Origin of the sequence: Pelagibius sp. (assembly GCF_028281305.1) — a bacterium.
GTDB lineage: Bacteria > Pseudomonadota > Alphaproteobacteria > Kiloniellales > Kiloniellaceae > Pelagibius.
On the sequence record NZ_JANQKD010000012.1, the window covers coordinates 1 to 19,232 of the forward strand.

Annotated in this window: 20 protein-coding genes; 7 read left to right on the forward strand and 13 right to left on the reverse strand. The window is 65.3% G+C overall.

What is annotated here, in order from left to right:
• Positions 1–364: BRCT domain-containing protein (locus tag Q0982_RS02205; protein WP_322096933.1), on the forward strand; the 364-nt coding region annotated here is incomplete at its 5' end.
• 90 nt (positions 365–454) lie between these two features.
• On the opposite strand, the gene Q0982_RS23780 is transcribed toward Q0982_RS02205, so the two are convergent.
• The 7 genes from Q0982_RS23780 to Q0982_RS02235 all read right to left on the reverse strand — a co-directional run bounded on the left by Q0982_RS23780 (position 455) and on the right by Q0982_RS02235 (position 6,369).
• Complete coding sequence (locus Q0982_RS23780; protein WP_322096934.1) at positions 455–559, reverse strand: DUF2474 domain-containing protein; 105 nt, start codon at positions 557–559, stop codon at positions 455–457.
• Complete coding sequence (cydB, locus tag Q0982_RS02210) at positions 559–1,563, reverse strand: cytochrome d ubiquinol oxidase subunit II (RefSeq protein ID WP_299391325.1); 1,005 nt, start codon at positions 1,561–1,563, stop codon at positions 559–561. Before cydB ends, Q0982_RS23780 begins: the two co-directional genes overlap by 1 nt.
• 13 nt (positions 1,564–1,576) lie before the next feature.
• Positions 1,577–2,986, reverse strand: coding sequence for a cytochrome ubiquinol oxidase subunit I (locus Q0982_RS02215; RefSeq protein ID WP_299391327.1), 1,410 nt, complete (start codon positions 2,984–2,986; stop codon positions 1,577–1,579).
• A 626-nt stretch (positions 2,987–3,612) separates the two neighbouring features.
• Complete coding sequence (locus tag Q0982_RS02220) at positions 3,613–4,389, reverse strand: alpha/beta fold hydrolase (protein WP_299391328.1); 777 nt, start codon at positions 4,387–4,389, stop codon at positions 3,613–3,615.
• The gene (locus Q0982_RS02225) at positions 4,386–4,730 is read right to left on the reverse strand and encodes a hypothetical protein (protein WP_299391330.1); all 345 of its coding nucleotides are present in this window, start codon (positions 4,728–4,730) and stop codon (positions 4,386–4,388) included. Before Q0982_RS02225 ends, Q0982_RS02220 begins: the two co-directional genes overlap by 4 nt.
• A gap of 227 nt (positions 4,731–4,957) precedes the next feature.
• Positions 4,958–5,701 carry an SDR family oxidoreductase gene (locus Q0982_RS02230; protein ID WP_299391331.1) on the reverse strand — a complete coding sequence of 248 codons (744 nt, stop codon included), beginning with the start codon at positions 5,699–5,701 and terminating at the stop codon, positions 4,958–4,960.
• Positions 5,702–5,721: 20 nt separating this feature from the next.
• Positions 5,722–6,369, reverse strand: a complete 648-nt coding sequence (locus Q0982_RS02235; protein WP_299391333.1) for an NADPH-dependent F420 reductase — start codon at positions 6,367–6,369, stop codon at positions 5,722–5,724.
• A gap of 177 nt (positions 6,370–6,546) precedes the next feature.
• Here Q0982_RS02235 and Q0982_RS02240 point away from each other — a divergent pair, with 177 nt between their 5' ends.
• The 3 genes from Q0982_RS02240 to Q0982_RS02250 all read left to right on the forward strand — a co-directional run bounded on the left by Q0982_RS02240 (position 6,547) and on the right by Q0982_RS02250 (position 8,835).
• Positions 6,547–7,464 (forward strand): LysR family transcriptional regulator, encoded by a 918-nt coding sequence (locus tag Q0982_RS02240; protein ID WP_299391334.1) that lies wholly within the window; start codon positions 6,547–6,549, stop codon positions 7,462–7,464.
• Between the two features lie 176 nt (positions 7,465–7,640).
• Positions 7,641–8,300, forward strand: a complete 660-nt coding sequence (locus Q0982_RS02245) for a peroxiredoxin (RefSeq protein ID WP_299391336.1) — start codon at positions 7,641–7,643, stop codon at positions 8,298–8,300.
• Positions 8,301–8,400: 100 nt separating this feature from the next.
• Complete coding sequence (locus Q0982_RS02250) at positions 8,401–8,835, forward strand: hypothetical protein (protein ID WP_299391337.1); 435 nt, start codon at positions 8,401–8,403, stop codon at positions 8,833–8,835.
• Positions 8,836–8,855: 20 nt separating this feature from the next.
• On the opposite strand, the gene Q0982_RS02255 is transcribed toward Q0982_RS02250, so the two are convergent.
• On the reverse strand, positions 8,856–9,614 hold the full coding sequence (locus tag Q0982_RS02255) for an SDR family NAD(P)-dependent oxidoreductase (protein WP_299391339.1): 759 nt from the start codon (positions 9,612–9,614) through the stop codon (positions 8,856–8,858).
• 171 nt (positions 9,615–9,785) lie between these two features.
• Here Q0982_RS02255 and Q0982_RS02260 point away from each other — a divergent pair, with 171 nt between their 5' ends.
• On the forward strand, positions 9,786–10,685 hold the full coding sequence (locus Q0982_RS02260) for a complex I NDUFA9 subunit family protein (RefSeq protein ID WP_299391340.1): 900 nt from the start codon (positions 9,786–9,788) through the stop codon (positions 10,683–10,685).
• 164 nt (positions 10,686–10,849) lie between these two features.
• Here Q0982_RS02260 and Q0982_RS02265 read toward each other — a convergent pair whose 3' ends face one another.
• Positions 10,850–13,081, reverse strand: a complete 2,232-nt coding sequence (locus Q0982_RS02265) for a molybdopterin cofactor-binding domain-containing protein (RefSeq protein WP_299391342.1) — start codon at positions 13,079–13,081, stop codon at positions 10,850–10,852.
• A gap of 4 nt (positions 13,082–13,085) precedes the next feature.
• Positions 13,086–13,544 carry a (2Fe-2S)-binding protein gene (locus Q0982_RS02270; protein WP_299391343.1) on the reverse strand — a complete coding sequence of 153 codons (459 nt, stop codon included), beginning with the start codon at positions 13,542–13,544 and terminating at the stop codon, positions 13,086–13,088.
• Positions 13,545–14,074: 530 nt separating this feature from the next.
• Here Q0982_RS02270 and Q0982_RS02275 point away from each other — a divergent pair.
• Positions 14,075–14,335: a hypothetical protein gene (locus tag Q0982_RS02275; protein WP_299391345.1), complete on the forward strand. Its 261-nt coding sequence runs from the start codon at positions 14,075–14,077 to the stop codon at positions 14,333–14,335.
• A gap of 12 nt (positions 14,336–14,347) precedes the next feature.
• Here Q0982_RS02275 and Q0982_RS02280 read toward each other — a convergent pair whose 3' ends face one another.
• On the reverse strand, positions 14,348–16,207 hold the full coding sequence (locus Q0982_RS02280; RefSeq protein WP_299391346.1) for an aminopeptidase P family protein: 1,860 nt from the start codon (positions 16,205–16,207) through the stop codon (positions 14,348–14,350).
• A 288-nt stretch (positions 16,208–16,495) separates the two neighbouring features.
• Between Q0982_RS02280 and Q0982_RS02285 the strand changes: the two genes are divergently transcribed.
• Positions 16,496–17,029 carry a DUF1127 domain-containing protein gene (locus tag Q0982_RS02285; protein ID WP_299391348.1) on the forward strand — a complete coding sequence of 178 codons (534 nt, stop codon included), beginning with the start codon at positions 16,496–16,498 and terminating at the stop codon, positions 17,027–17,029.
• 134 nt (positions 17,030–17,163) lie between these two features.
• On the opposite strand, the gene Q0982_RS02290 is transcribed toward Q0982_RS02285, so the two are convergent.
• Both Q0982_RS02290 and Q0982_RS02295 read right to left on the reverse strand, forming a co-directional pair.
• Positions 17,164–18,036, reverse strand: a complete 873-nt coding sequence (locus tag Q0982_RS02290; protein ID WP_299391349.1) for a 50S ribosomal protein L11 methyltransferase — start codon at positions 18,034–18,036, stop codon at positions 17,164–17,166.
• A gap of 42 nt (positions 18,037–18,078) precedes the next feature.
• Positions 18,079–19,146 (reverse strand): hypothetical protein, encoded by a 1,068-nt coding sequence (locus tag Q0982_RS02295; protein ID WP_299391351.1) that lies wholly within the window; start codon positions 19,144–19,146, stop codon positions 18,079–18,081.
• Positions 19,147–19,232: the final 86 nt, after the last annotated feature.

A 19,232-nucleotide genomic window follows, 5' to 3' on the forward strand; every position in this document is an offset into this window, starting at 1 on the left:
CTGCGACATCGAGGGCATTGGCATGAACATGGCCGACGACATCGGCGCCTTCTTCCGCGATCCGCAGCACAAGGCAATGGTCGACGACCTGGCGGCGGAACTGGAGGTCGAGGCCGTGGCCGCGGCCACCACCGACTCACCCGTCGCCGGCAAGACCGTGGTCTTCACCGGCACCCTGGTCACCATGACCCGCAGCGAGGCAAAGGCGAAAGCCGAGGCCCTCGGCGCCAAGGTGGCCGGCTCGGTCTCCAAGAAGACCGACTACGTGGTGGTCGGTGCCGATGCCGGCTCCAAGGCCAAGAAGGCCGAACAGCTCGGCGTCGCCATGCTCAGCGAAGAGGAATGGCAGACCCTGATCGGGTGAAGTGGGCTGGCAGAGGTCGGGACTTCACCAGCCCGAAACGGCCTGTCTGTCGCCGCCCCAGGTCCGTCCCCCCGACCGGCCAGCCGGACCTCAGGGCGCAAGCACAAGCTTGATCGCATAGCCGAGGGTGCCGATGGTCAGGACACCCGCCGCCCAGAGCGCGACGAACCAGAGAAACCGGCGCAGGCGTCCCATCAGTGATAACCCTCCGAGGGATCGACCTTGCCGCGGAACACCCAGTAGGCGTAAGCCGTGTATCCGAGGATGATGGGGATCAGGAAAGCCGCGCCGGCCAACAGGAAACCCAGGCTCGCGTCGGGCGCGGCCGCCTGCCAGATGGTGACTCCGGGCGGCACCATGTAAGGGTAGAAACTGATGCCGATGCCCGTGTAGCAGAGAACGAAGAGCCCCAACGATGCGAGGAACGGCAGAGCATCGCGCTGCGTCGCCAGCCCGCGGTAGATGAGCCAGGCACAGGCCAGCACCAGAGCCGGAACAATGAGGCTGAACACCGCCGTCGGCCAGGCAAACCAGCGTTCGAGATAGACGGGATTGAGAAACGGCGTCACGAGGCTGACGACAGCAATCGCGATCAGGGTCGACACCGCCAGCACCGGGGAGAGACTCCGCGCGCGGTCTTGCAACGCGCCCTCGGTCTTCATCACCAGCCAGGTCGCGCCCAGCAGCCCGTAGCCGGCCACCAGCGCGAGGCCGGTCAGCAGCGTGAAGGGTGTCAGCCAGTCCCACCAGCCACCGGCATAGGCACGATCGACCACCTCGATGCCCTGCACCAGGGCGCCCAGTGCGATGCCTTGCGCGAAGGCGGCGAGAAGGGAGCCACCGGCAAAGCCCCAGTCCCAAAGGAACTTGCCACGCCGGGTGCGCCAGCGGAACTCGAAGGAAACGCCGCGAAAGATGAGGCCGATCAGCATGGCAATGAGCGGCGCGTAAAGCGCCGGAAGGATGGTCGCGTAGGCGAGCGGAAAGACGGCATAGAGCCCGCCGCCGCCGAGCACCAGCCAGGTCTCGTTGCCGTCCCACACGGGCGCGACGGAGTTCATGGCGAGATCGCGGTCCCCTTCGCTCTTCATCAGCGGAAAGAGAATGCCGACCCCGAGGTCGAAGCCGTCGAGGACGACATAGGCCAGCACGGCGAAGGCGATCAGTCCGGCCCAGATGAACGGAAGATCGAGTTCCATGACATGCTCCTCCTTATCGGGCCGGGCGGATGAGACGGTCCGGGTCGATGGCCGGCGCCGGGGTAATGCCGGCGGCGCGCACGGGACCGATGTCTTCGTCGATTCCGATATCCGGGCGCTTGGCCATGAGCCGCAGGATGTAAAAGGTCCCGGCTCCGAAGACCGCGAAGTAGACGAGGATGAAAGCGACGAGCGAAGCGCCGACCGCTGCGGCATCCAGCGGTGAGACGGACTCCGCCGTCCGTAACAGGCCCTGCACGGTCCAGGGCTGCCGGCCGACCTCCGTCGTCACCCATCCCGCAAGCACGGCCAGGAATCCCGAAGGCGCCAGGAGGACGGCAGCGCGCTGCAGCCAACGCGCTTGATAGAAAACACCGCGCAGCCGCGCCCAGGCGCTCCAGAGACCCAGCCCCACCATGGCAAGGCCCAGGCCGACCATCAGGCGGAAACTCCAGAAAACGATCTCGGCCGGCGGTCGTTCGTCCCGCGGCCAGGCCTTGAGGCCCTGCACCTCGCCTTCCCAGTCATGAGTCAGGATCAGCGATCCCAGGTTCGGGATTTCCACCGCATAGCGCGTTTCCGCGGCGTCGTCGTCCGGCAGGCCGAAGAGAATCAGGGGAGCGCCTTTTTGGGTCTCGTAGTGGCCTTCCATCGCCGCCACCTTCGCCGGCTGATGCTCCAGGGTGTTGAGGCCATGCAGGTCGCCGGCGACGACCTGCAGCGGAGCCACGATCAGAGCCATCCACATGGCCATCGAGAACATGATCCGCGCACCCTCGTCGCGTGGTGCACGCAACAGGTGCCAGGCGCCGACCCCGCCGACCACCAGGGCCGTCGTCAGATAGGCTGCCAGCACCATGTGCACCAGGCGATAGGGAAAGGAAGGATTGAAAACAATGGCCCACCAGTCGTCGGGAACGAACTGACCGGCAGCATTGACCGCAAAGCCGGCCGGCGTCTGCATCCAGGAGTTCACCGAGAGAATCCAGAACGCGGAGAACAGCGTGCCGGCGGCAACCATCAACGTCGAAAAGAAGTGCAGCCTGGGGCCGACACGGTTCAGTCCGAAGAGCATGACGCCGAGAAAGCCGGCTTCCAGAAAGAAAGCGCTCAGTACTTCGTAGCCCATGAGCGGCCCCAGGATGGGACCGGTCTTGTCGGCAAAGACGCTCCAGTTGGTGCCGAACTGATAGCTCATGACGATGCCCGAGACGACGCCCATGCCGAAGGCAACGGCGAAAATGGTTTTCCAGTAGTGGAAAACCTCTATGTAGCGCTTGTCCTTCGTCCAGAGCCACAACCCTTCCAGTACCGCCAGATAGCTGGCCAGGCCGATGGTGAAGGCGGGAAAGATGATGTGCGCGGAGACCGTGAAAGCGAACTGTATACGCGCCAGAAGAACGGCATCGAAATAGGCGAACATGGGACTGCGACTCTCGAAAGTTGTTAATCGAAGCGCCTAGGAGCCGAGAGCAGCCTTTTTCTACGGCGGCGGGATCGATATCCATGGTCGCTTCGACGGCGCGGCTGTCAAGCCAGGGCGGTTTCTAACCGGCGGCCGCAGCCCGCTCTGTAACTATGTCACAGGGGCGCGGCGCATCACAGTGACACAAAGAGTCGCAGGGCAAGCGCCACGCAGAGAAACCCCGGAAAGGCCCCGGGCAGACCACAGACAGCGAACGGCGGTGGGGCAGGATGTCGCAGCCGCCATGCAGCACGCAACAGCACCCGCCCCTTCGGCCGTTTCGTCGGAAGCCTCGGCGCCGACACCGGCTCTAAGGCCAAGAAGGCCGGACAGCACGGCATTGCCAAGCTCAGCGAAGAGGAATGGCAGACCCTGATCGGACGAAACGCCCTGCGAGAGGACCTGCCTCTCTTGTTGTTGAGGCCGGGCCAGCCTTTCCAGCCCGGAGTCCAAGGATGAGCTGCTTCCTGCCGTAAGAGGTCATTGCTGACAGTCAACCGCAGTGACAGGAACGAGCCCTTCAACGACCTCGGTCTTCTGCGGAAAGTACCGGGTTCAAAAGGCTTCTCTGCCTTTCGATGCGATCACTTGACGACAGTTTGAAAGAATCGATCAATCGACGCTGCGGTGTCTTGCGGCTGCTCTACCATCGGCCAGTGACCGGCGTTCTGATAGATCTCATTCGGAATACCGCTGCCAGATATCCATTCCTGCGTCTCAGGAGGAGTGCTTGCCCGGGACCAGTAGTAGAGGCTTGGATGAGAGAGAGCCTGGAAGGCTTTACCGAGTCGATTGCCTTCACTCACGAACTTAGCATCCCTTCCGAGAGTCCACATTGTCGCCGCGTCACCGACGCAAGACCCTGCATAGTAGTGCCGAAAGGCATGAGAGGATTGACCGAGCTCCCAGATCTCCATGAGAAAAGCCTCTTTGAACGACCGGGGGTCATCGAAGTCGCAGGCTCTCCCGGTGAACATCGCATCGGCGGGCGTCAGATTGCCCTCGATGGAAAAAACGCCGGAAACCCTGTCACCGAGCAAAGACGCAACCTCGACAGCCATGGAGCCGGCAATTGAGTGGCCGACCAAACCAATGGGCTGCCTTGTCCACAAGCCGCCCAGCAGATCGGCCAATGCCTTGGAGAACTGCGCGAAGGTCTGAACGTCAGGTCGGGCCGGCGAACCACCAAACCCCCAGAGATCGACGGCAATCAGCCTATAGGTCTCAGCAAGCTTGCTTGAGAGGAGATAATCATAGCAATGGCTGGAATCGCCGAAGGCATGGAGCAAAACAATTGGCGGTGACTCCTCATGCCCGACCGTCCTCAACAGGGCGCCGTGCCCAACACTGATTTCGATCATTCAGCGTCGGCCCACGGGGGATCGACGCGTTTTCCGTCAACCCGAACCTCGTCGGCCACGTTGTCCAATACGACAGGGTTGTCGAACAGGGTAAGGGTAGGCCGCGCGCCAAAGCGACTTTGCATCCAATCAGCCCAGCCGTCGTTGAACCAGGCTTCGGCGTCCTCTTTGGTGGCGAACTCATAGATGCCCCCACCTCCGGCTTCGCTGTTCAGGAAGTACTTCCGCTTGAGCCCTTTCACGTCATGGAAAATCTTGGTCGCCTCAACAGATTGCTTGACGACAAAGTCGTGATCACGTTTTGGCTCATCGAGGGGTATTTGAACGAATGCGATAATCAAAAGCTGTAGCCTTCAGGTGATTTCGGCGCAGCGTCAGCATAGCCGGCGGTGCGAATGTCCGCAATCAGACGCGCTTTGGACATCAGCGCACTGGCCGCTTTGTCCCGCACAGCGTTCGTGTTGCCCGGTAGCAGTGACCGCTTCGGCTCGCTTTCGGCTCTTCCACCTTACCGCCGGCGTTGTCACCGCACGGCACCTGACAGCGCGGGGCGACGGCGCCAGCCCCCTCACCGTGTCGCGTACTGGCGGACCATATGGCCGCCGTCGACATCGAGCACGACGCCGGTGGTGAAGCTGTTGGTCATCAGGAAGAGAACGGATTGAGCGACTTCATCCGTCTCGCCGACCCGGCCCAGCGGCAGCGACTCGCCGGTCGCTTCGTACATGCGCTCGCGCGCCTCGGCGGGCATGGCAGCATAGGCCTCGGAGCGTACCATGCCCGGCGATACGCAGTTGACGCGGATTGCGGGGCCGAGTTCCAGCGCCAGCGCCCGGGTCAGACCCTCGACGGCGCCGTTGACCGCCCCCAGGCCGGCGCAGTTGAGGCCGGGGCGCCGGCTGAGCACGCCGGAGAAGAAGGTGATGGAGCCGCCGTCGCCGATCTGCGGCAGGGCGGCCCGCGCAGTCTGGTAGGGCCCGAAGAACTTGGCCTCGAACATGCCGGTGAGCGCCGCCATCTCCATCTCGGCAAAGGAGCCGTGGGCAGCGCTGGAAGCCGAAATGACCAGGTGGTCGAGCGGCCCCAGGGCGCCGGCCCAGGCGGCAACGCCCCGCGGATCGGTCATGTCGAGCGGCACGGCGGCGGTCCCGCCGCCGATGGCCTGCGCGACCTCGGCCAGCCTGTCGCGGTTGCGGCTCGACAGTGTCACCCTTGCGCCCTGCGCTGCGGCGGCCTGCGCCGTGGCGCGGCCGATGCCGCTGCCGCCGCCGACCACCACCACGTGTTTTCCCGTGAGATCCGGCCCGCCCATGCCCGTCGTCTCTCCTTTGCTCAGCGCACCGGCTTCACTTCCGGCTGGATGAAGTTGAGGATCGTCTGCGGGTCGCGGCCGGCAAAGAGAAACTTGATGACGATCGCCGCGGCCGCCTCAAGCTGGTAGGCATGGGCGTTGCCGCCGAGCTTCAGGGGCTCGGCGCCGACGTCTCGGATCAGGTCCGCGATGGTCTCCGTCGCGCGTTCGGTCTCGGCGGTGAAGAGGGTCACCATGGGCCGCCCGTCGTAGGTCATCTCCGGGTTCGCCCAGACGGCGGCCTGGGCCATGTTGAAGGCCTTGCCGATCTCGGCGCCGGGCAGCACCGCTTCCAAAGCCTGCGTCAGCGAGCGGCCGTCCTCGCGCGTGGTCAGAAAGGTCTCGGTGCTGACCGGGTTGTTGATGTCGATCACCACCTTGCCGGCGAAGACATCGTCGCCCCCGGCCTGCGCGACGGCGTCGAGCGCATCTTCCCAGCGGGTGGCGAGCACCACCACGTCGCCGAACTCGGCTGCCTGGCGGGCGTTGCCCGCCTGGGCGCCGTAGTCGGCGGCGACCAGCGCCGCCTTCCCCAGGTCCCTGGCGCTGAACAGCAGGTCATGCTTGCCCTGCCACTTGCCGGCCAGGGCGCGGGCCATGCTGCCGCTGCCGATGAATCCGATTTTCATGTTCACGGTCCTTTTCGTATCTGCTCTTCTCGCAATTGCCTTCCGACCGCTGCGGATGAGCGGCCGTTCACCGCGGAGATGCGGTGCTGCGGGATCTTTTTGAGTCTCAGGAATTGCCATCTGGCCACTCCCATTCGATAATTCAAATCGATGACATTGATCTGATCTATCAATTCAATGGATTTAAAGACGCTCGATCTCAACCTGCTGCGGTCCCTGGATGCGCTGCTCGACGAAGGGAGCGTAACCGCCGCGGCGCGCCGCGTCGGGGTCAGCCAGCCGGCGATGTCGGCCCAGCTTGCGCGCCTGCGGGCGCTGTTCGGCGATCCGTTGCTGGTCGCCTCGGGCCGCAGGATGGTGCCGAGTCTGCGCGCCGAGGCGCTCCGCGATCCCCTGCGCCGGCTTCTGCAGGACCTGGAGGGGCTGCTGCGCACCCAGGCGGCCTTCGAGCCGGCCACGGCTGAGAACACCTTCCGGCTCGGCGGCACGGATCATGTGCATGCCATGCTGTCGGGCGGCCTGGTCAGCCACCTGCGCCGCCTCGCACCCGGGATCCGTCTGGCGATGATGCCGTTCCGGAGCGACAGGGCCTGGCTGGACCTGGAGTCCGGGCGCCTGGATGCAAGCATCGTCACCAGCTTCGTCACCCTCAACGATGCCAAGGCGCGCCCGCTGCTGCAGGAGCGCTTTGTCTTCGCGCAACGCAAGGGCCATCCGCGCGGTGCAACGCCGCCGGATCTGGGCGGCTTCTGCGCGCTGGACCACCTGCTCATTTCACCGGAGGGCGGCGGCTTCGTCGGCGCCGTCGACCGGGCGCTGGAGCAAATCGGACGGGCCCGCCGGGTGCAGGTATCCCTGCCCAGCTTCCTGCTGGCCGCGCCCGTCATCGAAACCTCGGATCTTGTCTGCGTGTTTCCCGAGCGGCTCGCCATGACCTGCGGCGCCAATCTCGACATTCTTCCCCTGCCGTTCGAGCTCGACGGCTTCGGCCTGCAGATGGTCTGGCATCCGCGCTGCCACAACGACCCGGCCCAGGTCTGGTTCAGAACCGCCGTCGTGGACTACGTGCGCCAGACGCCGGGTCTCGCGGCCTGACGTCAGACCTCCTGCGCCGCGCCCTGAGGCGCAATGTCGCGGGGCATTCCGGTGACTTTGTCACCGACCGCCCGCCAGCGGCGCTCTAGACAGGCGCGAGAGCGTCAGAGGCCGCCCGTCCCGCGGCGCGGAAACACTCTGCGCAGCATCACTCACTCACGAAGGAGCATTCCGAAGTGTCCAAGGACGACTCACAACCGCAATCCGCGATGCCACAGCTCAATGCGCCGGCGCCGGCCTTCGAGGTCAAGACCACGGCCGGCCGTCGATCGCTCGCAGACTACCGCGGGCGCTGGCTGGTGCTGTTCTCGCACCCGGCGGACTTCACCCCGGTCTGCACGACCGAGTTCATCGCCTTTGCCAGGGCATATGACGAGTTTCAGGCCCTGAACTGCGATCTGCTGGGGCTCTCCATTGACAGCCGGTTCGCGCATCTTGCCTGGATGCGAAACATCAAGGAGACCTTCGGCGTCGAGATCCCCTTCCCGATCATCGAAGACCTCTCGATGACGGTGGCGCAGGCCTACGGCATGATTCAGCCGGGCGCCAGCGACACCTCGGCGGTGCGGGCGACTTTTCTCATCGACCCCGAGGGCATGCTGCGCGCCATGGTCTATTACCCCATGAGCAACGGCCGTTCGGTACCGGAACTCCTGCGGCTGCTCGAAGCCATGCAGACCAGCGATGTCCACGGCGTCGCCACCCCGGAAGGCTGGCAGCCCGGTGACAAGGTGATCGTGCCGCCGCCGCAAACCGCCGAAGAGGCTGAGGCGCGCCGGCAAGAGGGCTACGAGTACACCGACTGGTACTTCTGCAAAAAGGAAATCGCGGCCTAAGGCCCGGAGCCTGGGACCTGGAGCCTGGGACCTGGAGCCTGGGACCTGGAGCCTGGGCGAACTCCAGTCCGCCTTTCCCGATCAACAAGGAGAAGACGTCATGAGACAGATCGCTGTTGCGGTTGTCATGATACTTGCGAACGCGTTGAGCCTCGGCCCGGCGCTGGCGAGCGAGGACAGGGAAACCCTCTTCGTCGTTGTCACCTCGCCGGAGCCCCAGACCCAGGGGATGGCCATGGTCCTGTCCACCCAGGCGGTTCGGCAGGGCGCTGCGGTGGAACTGCTGCTCTGCGGCCCCGGTGGCGACCTCGCCCTGAAGGACGCGCCGCAGACGGTGCTGAAGCCGCGCGGCGCGACGCCCCAGGGCATGCTGATGCAACTGATCGAGATGGGGGTGCAGCCCCAGGTCTGCGCGCTCTACCTGCCCAACAGCGGCAAGACCGCCGCCGATCTGATTGCCGGTGTGGGCGTCGCCAAGCCGCCGGCCATCGCCGCCGGGCTGCTGAAGGACGACACGCGGCTGTTCACCTTCTAAAGCCGTCTAGATCGACCTGGCTAGATCGAACCGGCTTCGACCATGTAGTTGTTGGCGCTGCACATGGCGGCATCGTCGGAGGCCAGGAAGACCACCATGCGGGCGACGTAGACCGGCTCGATCAGGTCTGGCAGGCATTGACGCTCCCGGTGTTTTTCGATGGCCTCCGGCGTCACCCAGAGCTGCTTCTGGCGTTCGGTCATGATCCAGCCGGGCACCACGGTGTTCACCCGGATCCGGTGGTCGCCCAGATCGCGGGCCATGGTGCGGGTCAGGCCGTGCACGGCGGCTTTGGCGGTGGCATAGACAGGGAAACCGCCCCCCGCCTCCCACCAGGAGTTGGAGCCCATGTTGATGATGGCGCCGCCGCCGGCCTCGATCATGTCCGGGGCCACCGCCTGGATGGCGAAGAACATGTGGCGCAGGTTGGTGGCGATGCGGTCGTCGAAATAATCCGCCGTGGTCTCGCGCCAGTCGTGGCGGTCGTCCCGGGCGGCGTTGTTCACCAGCACGCCGGCCGGACCCAGCGTCTCACGCAGGGCGGCAAAGGCCCTTTTCAGCGCGTCGATGTCGCGCAGGTCGCAGATCTCGAAGGCAACTGCGCCGCCGAGCTTCTCGGCCAGGGCCGCGCTCGCCGCCGCGTCCAGGTCGACGAAGCCGACCTTCGATCCCTGGGCGGCAAAGGCGGTCACGATCTCGGCGCCGATGCCCGACGCGCCGCCGGTGACGAAGACGGTCTTGCCGGCGAGGCTGGGGTAGGTCGCGAAGGTGGCGGACATGGTTTTCTCCTGTCGGTCCTCTGGCGTTGGGAAATCGGTGCGCGGCGCTGGGGAGGATCAGACGATACAATGCCCAGCGCTGGGCGCAAGCGAGCAGCCATGCCCCAGGACAGCGCGCGCTTTGCGCCCGCGGCCGTGGTCCCTACACTCGGTCGCGGAGGCTGAAACGCCATGGCATCGCAACAGCGCCCCGGGCAGGTCACGGTCTTCGGCGGCTCGGGGTTTCTCGGCCGCGAGATCGTTCGGCACCTGGTCGCAGAGTCCATTCCCGTGCGCGCCGCGGCCCGGCGTCCCGAGCGGGTCGGAGTACCGGGCGCAGAGGCGGTCCGGGCCGACCTGCGCGACGCGGACTCCGTTGCCGCGGCGCTGCAGGGGGCTGATGCGGCGGTGAACGCCGTCGGCCTCTATATCGAGCAGGGCGACGAGACCTTCGCGGCCATCCACGAGGAGGGCGCTCGCACCGTTGCACAACGCTGCGCTGCGCAAGGGGTCGCGCGTCTTGTCCAGATCTCCGGCATCGGTGCGGATCTGAACTCGCCGGCCGCCTATGTGCGCTCCCGGGCCAAAGGGGAAGCGCTGGTGCTGGATGTCTTTCCCAAGGCGACGATCCTGCGCCCTAGCGCGCTGTTCGGTCCCGGCGACAGCTTCGTCACCGCGCTGGCAGGAGTTATCAGGCGCAGCCCGGTGGTCCCGCTCTTCGGAAGCGGCGCCACCCGGCTGCAGCCGGTCTTCGTCGGCGATGTCGCCGCGGCGGTTGGCGCCGCGCTACGGCATCCGGCGGCGCCGGGGGCCGCCTACGACCTGGGCGGACCCAGGACCTACAGCTACCGCGCGCTGCTCGAACTGGTGGCGGCGCGGATCGGCAGGAGGCCCCGCCTGCTGCCCCTGCCCTTTCCTGTCTGGCAGGGCCTCGCAACGCTGGCCACCGTCCTTCCGCGCCCGCCGATCACCGCCGCGCAGGTCGCCCTGATGCGCCAGGACAACGTGGTCGCGGACGACGCGCTGACCCTGGCAGACCTGGGCGTCGAAGCGACGGCGCTGGAGGCGGTGCTGCCCTCCTATACGATCTGAATCCGCAAGGCCCCGGCCACCCGGGATGCAGCGGCGGCGCAGCGCAAACATGCGCTGGAACGGCGGGCAGACCTGTTGTCCGACTGAACCGGCAGCCCCCAAAAAGACTTGAGCCCTCCCCGGCAGCACCGGGGAGGGCTCGCGTACTTTCTATGCAGCGATCGTCAGGCGCCGGTGAGCCCGTGCAGGGACATCGGCAGCTGACGGATGCGCTGTCCGGTCGCCGAGTAGACCGCGTTGGCGACCGCCGGTCCGATCGGCGGGGTACCCGGCTCGCCGACACCGGTGGGCGCCTCGGCCGACGGCACGATGTGCACCTCTATTTCCGGCATATCATTGATGCGCAGCGGCGTGTAGTCGTGGAAGTTCGACTGCTCCACACGCCCGCCATCCAGGGTCACGGCCTCGCGGAGGATCGCGCTCAGGCCATAGCCGATGCCGCCCTCCATCTGCGCCTTGATCTGGTCCGGATTGACCGCCACGCCGCAATCGACCGCGCAGACCACCTTATCCACCTTGATCTCCCCGTCGTCGCCGACGGTGACTTCGGCGACCTCCGCGACGTAGGAGTTGAAGGATTCGTGTACCGCGATCCCGCGGGCGCGCCCCGCCGGCGCAGGTTCGCCCCAGCCGGCTTTCTCCGCCGCCAGCTTCAGCACCGCTGCGTGACGCGGGTGCTCGGCCAGCATCTCCAGACGATACTCGACCGGATCGCGCCCGACGGCCTCTGCGATTTCGTCGATGAAGGCCTCCGTCGAATAGGCGGTGTGGGTGCTGCCGACCGCTCGCCACCAGAGCACCGGCACCTTTACGTCGGTGGTGTGCAGGTCGACGGCCAGATTGGGAATGGCATAGGGCAGGGTGTTCGCGCCCTCGACCGAGGTCTTGTCGATGCCGTTTTGGATCAGCGCGGCGGCAAAGGGCGTGTCGCGGACGATGGACTGTCCGACGATGCGGTGATGCCAGGCGACGATGTTGCCGTTCTCATCCAGGCCGGCGCGCAGCCGGTGGAAGTACATGGGGCGGTAGCTGCCGCCCTGAATGTCGTCCTCGCGGGTCCACACGACCTTGACCGGTGCGCGCCCGCCGATGGCCTTGGCGACGCTGACGCCCTCGGAGACCATGTCGGCGTTTGCCGTCGCGCGACGCCCGAAGCTGCCGCCGGCCAGGAGGGTGTGCACGCGCACCTGCTCCGGCTTCAGACCCGAGATGGCCACGGCCGCGCCATGATCGACGGTCGGGATCTGGGATCCCGTCCAGACGTCGCAGGAGTCGGCCTTGAGATCGACGAGGCAGTCGAGCGGCTCCATCGGCGCATGGGAGAGGAAGGGAAACTCGTACTCCGCTTCCAACACGCGGGCGGCAGAGGCGAAGGCTTCTTCCACAGCACCGTCGTTGCGCGCGACCGTGCCGGGCTGGTCAGCCAAGCGCTTGTACTCGGCCATGATCTCGGCCGAGCCCCGGGTCTCGCCAGTGCTTTCGTCCCACTCGATGGTGAGGGCATCGCGGCCCTGGGAGGCGGCCCAGAACCCGTTTGCAACAACCGCCACGCCACGCGGCACGGCGACCACGTCGGTGACGCCCGGCACCGCGCGCGCCGCGGTGTCGTCGAAAGACTTCAGGGTCGCGCCGAAAATCGGCGGGCGGGCGATCACCGCCGTCAACATTCCCGGCAAGGTCTTGTCCATGGTGTAGATCGCCTCGCCGCGGGACTTGGCCCGGCTGTCCAGGCGCGGGGCATGCTTACCGATCAAGGTGAAGTCCGCCGGGTCCTTCAGCGTCACCTCGCCGGGCGGTTCCATCGCCGCCGCCCGCTCGGCCAGTTCGCCGAAGGTCGCGCTTTGGCCCGAGCCGGCGTGCGACACCACGCCCTTGGCCACCGTGATCTCCTCAGGCGACACGCCCCAGGCTTCGGCGGCGGCCATGACCAGCATCGCACGCGCACCCGCGCCGGCCTGGCGCATCTGCATGTAGGAATTGGCGATGCTCGAGCTGCCGCCGGTGCCCTGCACCGGTCCCCAATGAAGGTTGTTGTAGAGCGTTGCGTCGGCGGGGGCGTGTTCGGCCCGCATCTGCGACCAGTCGGCATCCAGCTCCTCGGCCACCAGGGTCGAGAGGCCGGTGTAGGTGCCCTGGCCGAATTCGATGTGCTTGATCGCCACCGTAACGGTGTTGTCCGGCGCAATGCGCACGAAGGCATTGGGGTCAACGGGCGCGGCTGCCGCCGGCGCCGCGGCCCGGGCGATCTTGCCGCCGCCCGGCAGCAGGGTCACGCCGATGACGAGGCCCGCCCCTGCGGCGGCACTGGCCTTGAGGAACTGGCGGCGGCTGGGCGCCGCAGTCGGGGCTGCGTCAGCGGTCAGGCTGACGGCACTGTCTTTCAATCCTGCGAGCATGGCATCAGGTCTCCATCATCTCAGCCGCCTCATGGATGGCGGCGCGGATCCGGACATAGGTGGCGCAGCGGCAGACGTTGCCGCTCATCGCCGCGTCGATGTCCTCGTCCGTCGGCTTCTGGTTTTCGCTCAGCAACGCGATGGCCGACATCACCTGGCCGGACTGGCAGTAACCGCACTGCACGACATCGAGCTTCTCCCATGCAGCCTGGACGGCTTGCGCCGCCTTGCCGTTCACGGCTTCGATCGTCGTGATCTCGCTGCCTTCGGCATCGGCCACGGCGGTCGAGCACGAGCGGATCGGAAAGCCGTCCATGTGCACAGTGCAGGCACCGCACATCGCAATCCCGCAGCCGAACTTGGTTCCAGTGAGGCCCAGCTCGTCACGGATTACCCAAAGCAAAGGGGTTTCGGGAGCGACATCGAGCTGACGCTCCTCGCCATTGATCAGCAGTCTTACCATTCCTGCGGCTCCAGATCTGAGTAGGTGGGTCGGCGCCGCCCAAAGCGCCTGACGTGCCGGCTCTCTTTGTTGGTGTTTTGCCGGCGCGAGAAAAACTGGGGATCGGTAGACTTAACAGTTTACTAAGTAAGGGCTTTGCCCTCTGCGGCAAGAGCAGGAGATGTGAAAGAATCCCTGGCTTGGCTGCGAAGCCTGCCGAAACACATCTCCCGGCGCAGGGCAGGGCCCCCCAGTCAACTTATGCGGTGGCGGGCGGCGGTCTTCTGGATTTCGTGCGGCAGCCGGGGAAAGCAGGAGGGAAAAAAGAATGCCCCGCCAAAAGGCGGGGCGTGAGTTACAGCAATCAAATGGGTGTATTCGCCTTTACGCGGGCGGATCCGGCTTGGATCACCCTCTGCTAAACTTTTTTCTCCGCCGCCTGAGCAGATGCGAGAAGCCCCAAGGAAATCGGCCTTTTTCCGCAATCTAAACAATCTATTTACCCGTGATCTGTAGGTTTCCTCCGGTCAATCTAGCGGGCAGGTGGGAACATGCTGACGGCCGACGACAGTCTGGAATTCATCCTCGATCGCGTCCAGGAACTGGGGCGCGGCGACAAGGCGCACGAGAAGGCCGCCTACAGGGCCCTGATCCATATGACCCAGCGCTGGGCCGAGCCCACCGACCTCTACATCAGCGAAGACCTGCAGATGGCCGAGCGGATCGGCCAGGACCTGGCGGACATCGCCCGCCACATCCAGGACATCCAGCACATCTACATGAAGGCGCTCTTCGAGACGCCCGACGAGTAGACCAGACCTGGGCTAAGCCCCCAACGGCGCCGTCGCCGCTTCGAGCCAGTCCTGCGCCGCCCCTTCAAGCTGGGATGCAAGCGTCTCCCGGACCCTCTTGTGATAGGCGTCGATCCAGGCGATCTCGTCCGCGTTCAGTAGCTCCGGCTGGATGAGACGGCGGTCGATGGGCGCCAGGGTCAAGGTCTCGAAGGCCAGCATGTCGCGCTCTTCGCCTGGGCCGCGCGGGCTTTCCACCACGGCCACAAGGTTCTCGATCCGGATTCCGTAGGCGTCGGTCTTGTAGTAGCCCGGCTCGTTGGAGACGATCATGCCCGGCTCCAGCGCCACCGAGTTCGGCACCTTGGAAATCCGCTGCGGGCCTTCGTGGACATTCAGGTAACTGCCCACCCCGTGGCCGGTGCCGTGATCGTAGTCGAGCCCGTGCTGCCAGAGCGCGTAGCGCGCCAGGCTGTCGAGCTGGCTGCCGGAGGTGCCCTTTGGGAAGCGCGCCATGGCCAGCGCGATGTGGCCCTTCAGCACCAGAGTGAAACGCTCGCACATCTCCGCGCTGGGGGTGCCGATAGCAACGGTGCGGGTGACATCGGTCGTACCGTCCGGGTACTGGGCGCCGGAATCGCAGAGGAAGAGCTCGCCCGCCTGCAGGGCCCGGTCGCTCTCCTCGCTGACCCGGTAGTGGACGATGGCGCCGTTGGGACCGGAGCCGGCGATGGTATCGAACGACAGGTCGCGCAGCTCGCCGTTCTCGCCGCGCAACGCGGCCAGGCGCCCCGCCACCGCCATCTCGGTCAGGGGACGACCGGCCTCAGCCTCCCCGTCCAGCCAGTGGAGGAAGCGGGCCAGGGCCACGCCGTCACGGCGGTGTGCGGTGCGGGTGCCTGCCAGCTCGGTCTCGTTCTTGCACGCCTTCGGCAGCAAGCAGGGGTCGGCCCCGGCAACCACCTCCGCGCCCGCGGCGCGCAGGCGCTCGAAGACCCAGCGGGCCGCCGTTGCAGGGTCGGCCAGGACCTTCGCACCTTGGGCGCCGAGACGGTCCAGCGCCTCGGCCAGGCGCTCCGGCGCCTCGATGGAGACCGCGTTGCCGAGATGGCGCACCAGGGCATCACCGACCTTCGCGCCATCGACGAACCACTCCACCCCGCCGTCGGCATGAAGCAGGGCAAAGGACAGCGGCAGCGGCGAGCGCTCGACGTCGCCGCCGCGCACGTTCAGCAGCCAGGCGATGGAATCCGGAAGGGTGATGACCGCGGCCGCCACCCCCTTGTCGGCCAGGCCCTTGCCCAGACTCTCACGCTTCTCGGCGCTCTCTACCCCCGCGTAGCGCAGGTCGTGGGGCAGGATGGCGGCCTGTGGCGGCGCTGGCTGATCGCGCCAGACGGCGTCCAGCGGATTGCCCGCCAACGCGACCAACTCCGCGCCCAGCGCGCCGACCGTCTTCTCCAGCCGGCGGATCTGGGCCTCGGTGTGCAGCCAGGGATCGAAGCCCAGGCGCTGCCCCGGCTTCAGGGTTTCGGTCAGCCAGCCCGACAGCGGCTCCTCGGTCACGTGCCGCGCCGTGAAGAGGCCGGTGTCCACCTCGGTGTGGACCTGCAGGGTGTAGCGCCCGTCGATAAAGATCGCTGCCGCCTCCGGCAGTACGGCCGCCATCCCCGCCGAGCCGTTGAAGCCGGTCAGCCAGGCAAGGCGCAGGGCGGAGGCCGGCACATACTCGCCCTGGTGCTCGTCGGCGCGGGGCACAAGAAAGCCCTCCACGCCGCGGCGGGCCAGTTCCGCGCGCAAGGCTGCAAGTCTCTCAGCCGCCGGGGACCCGGCGGCAGGCGCGGACCGCTTCGCGTCCTTTTCGGCAAGCGCTGCAGGTTCCGATGGCGTCATGTGCATTTTTTCCTATATCTATCCGGTTTTGCATTCTGTTCCATGCGGATAGCGCAATGCTGCAGTGCAAAAATCCCGGCTTCGATTTCGACCGTTTGCGCGTATCTCTCAAGTGAAAAGTCATGGCTCGCGGGCCGCTTGGCAAGACCCGTGACGCCCCGTTCGAATTCTGGAGTAAAAACAATGACCCGCCTGTACGACTTGCAAGAAGCCGCCGCAAAGGGGGCCGACGTTCGGTGGGCACCTCGATCCGTTGACGTTTTGGATGTCATTCAAACCGCCCGCCACATGAGGGCCCGCTTCGTCGCCGAAACCCTGACCCGGAGCACCGCCGCCCTTGCGCGCTGGTCCGGGGTGACCGCCCTGGTCTCCGCTCTGACCCGCGCCCAGCAGCGCCGCCACACCATCGCCGAGTTGCATGGGCTCAGCGATGCCATGTTGGCCGACATCGGTATTGAGCGCGCCGACATCGCCGCCGCCGCGACGACCGCGACGGGGCCGCAGGCCAGCCATCGCTCGATCTGGCATGTGCTGGCCCAGCGGGTTCAGCGCAGCTACCGGCTGCGCCGCACCCTGAGCGAGCTCTCGACGCTGTCGGACAAGATGCTGGACGACATCGGCCTGGACCGGGCCAACCTGCATGAGGTTGCCGAGGCCCTGGTCGACGGCAAGACGGTTGCAGCCGCCAGCCCGTCCTTCGCGTCGGCAGTGGCGAGCCGGCCCGACGTCCCGGCCAGCGTGACCCCCGCCAACGTGACGGGCACCCTGCCCGACCTGCTGGTTCCGGCGAACGCCAACCTCGGCCGCTCGACGGCCGCCTGAGCAGCGGACCTGATGCGCGGACCCTAACCGCTTTACCGCCAGGACGGCCGATCGCCAGGACGGCGAAGGATGGCGGCGTTTGTCCCAGAGGCCTTGGGGCGGACGCCGCCATTTCCTTGTCGGGCTCTGGAGGGCTACCGCCGCTCCAGAACCAGGGTCGACCACTCCGCCAGGCGGATGCGGCGCCTGAGCCGCAGGCCCGCGGCGCGGTAGCGCGCGATGACCTGGCGTTCCTGCGTGGTCAGCAAGCCGGACAGAACCGTGCTGCCGGCAGGCGCGAGGTGGCGCTTCAGATCCTCCGCCATGCGGCACAGCGGCTCGGCGAGGATGTTCGCCAGGATCAAGTCATAGGGCCCCTGGGCCGCCACCGCCGCGCTGCGGAAGCCGTCGCTGCGCAACAGACGGACACTGTCGGCCACGCCGTTGGCGCGCAGGTTCTCCTGCGCGACGACGAGAGACGGCGCATCGTTGTCCACCCCCAGCACGAAACAGGGCCAGAGCCGGGCGGCGGCCATGGCCAGCACCCCCGATCCGCAGCCCATGTCCAGCACCCTCTGGGCTGCCTGCCGCTTGGCAAGATCCTGCAGCGCCAGCAGGCAGCCGCGGGTCGTCTCGTGGCGGCCGGTGCCGAAGGCCGCATTGGCATCGATCAGCAGATCGATCGCACCCGGCGGCGCAGGCGTTGTGATGTGGGAGCCGCGGATGCGGATGCGCCCGGCCGTTACCTCCGGCAGGGCTTTCTGGGTCTCCGCCACCCAGTCCACATCCGGCACGGCTTCAATGCTGTGATCAGGGATTTCGATCCCCGCGATCTCCGCCGCGAGAGCCAGCAGGCGACCGAGCTCGCCGGCCTCCGGCGGCTCCGCAAGATAGACCTGCCAGGGCACCAGCCCCTGCCCGTCGCGCCCGCCCGTCACCACGGCCCCGCCCAGCGGCTCGAAGACCGCTTCGAAGGCGGCCAGGGCAGGTTCGGGCAGCGCCAAGCTCAGGCAGTAGGTTGCCGTCAAAGCTTCTTGCCAATACTAGCGATGCCGAACACACAGGTCGTTTTACTCATTGAATTCTATCCGCGGCTCTCGGAACTGCTCAATACGGTTGGGAAGGTCCGTAAGCTTGGGGACGATCCTGTCCGAGAGACTTATCGATCTCTTTATGAGCATGTTTGCGAAAGGCGAGTCACCTCGCCAGAGATCGCAGTGCGGGATATACGCTGCATGCAGTATATCAGCGAAATCAGACCTCCTTGACTTCATGCCAGAAGGGTCAAGGCGTTCCTTTACGTACGCAATGAAAACCTCATAAGTGTGGTGGCCTAAGATCTGCCAGAGGTCGGCATCCGGTTTGATAACTTGTTCGATTTCAAGCTTTTTCGATAGCTTAGACCTGATCTGTTTATGACCTCTTATGATGTCTAGAGGCATCTTCTCTCTGTACATGTCACGTTCGATTGCTTTCATATCCTCAATCGACTCTCTTGCTCTTTCCGCCTGGAGCCTCAAGGCAACAAACTTCTCCTCCATTGCAGCTGAAGCCGAGTGCATTTCCTTCGTAAAGGTGTTCGTCTTCCCCGCCATATCGAACCAGCTAACAATGTAAAGCACGGGATCTGTAACAATCTTAAGCAGCTCTCTGTTCGCTTCAGCTTCCGATATCTCACCAACCATAAACCTGAACAGGTACTGACCTTTCACAAACTTATCCGTAAGTGGCATTAGCCCTAGGTCAGCCTTGGTCAGATCCGCAAGCTGTGGAATTTGTCGAAGCGCCCGTCTCCTGTGTTTTACGTTCTTCAGAGCATTGCGCTGGGAGCGATTTGGGATCAGCTGTTTATTCGCTCCAATCTGCTTAATCCAAACAGCCTCCACCGTTCGGATATCGAAGGATCCTTGGATGTTTGGAAACCAGTATCCATCATAGGAGAAAACGGGCCCTTGATGAAACTCAGTCGGATGGCAAAACGCATTGGTTCCGCAAACCTCTTTCAGGACTTCAGCTCGCCTTACTCGGCTATGTCGATGCTCTTCATCAAAGTCCTGAATGAGTTCAGAAATGATAGGCCATGAGAACCCCACTTCTATTGTGCCTCGGGCACTTTGTTCTTTCAGATATTCTTTCACTCGACGGACTTCTTTGTTCAAAGGGTCACCGCAAAAAGCTGCGTAGTCCGAAGTGTCTAGATATATCCGTACCGGTTGCTGCATTG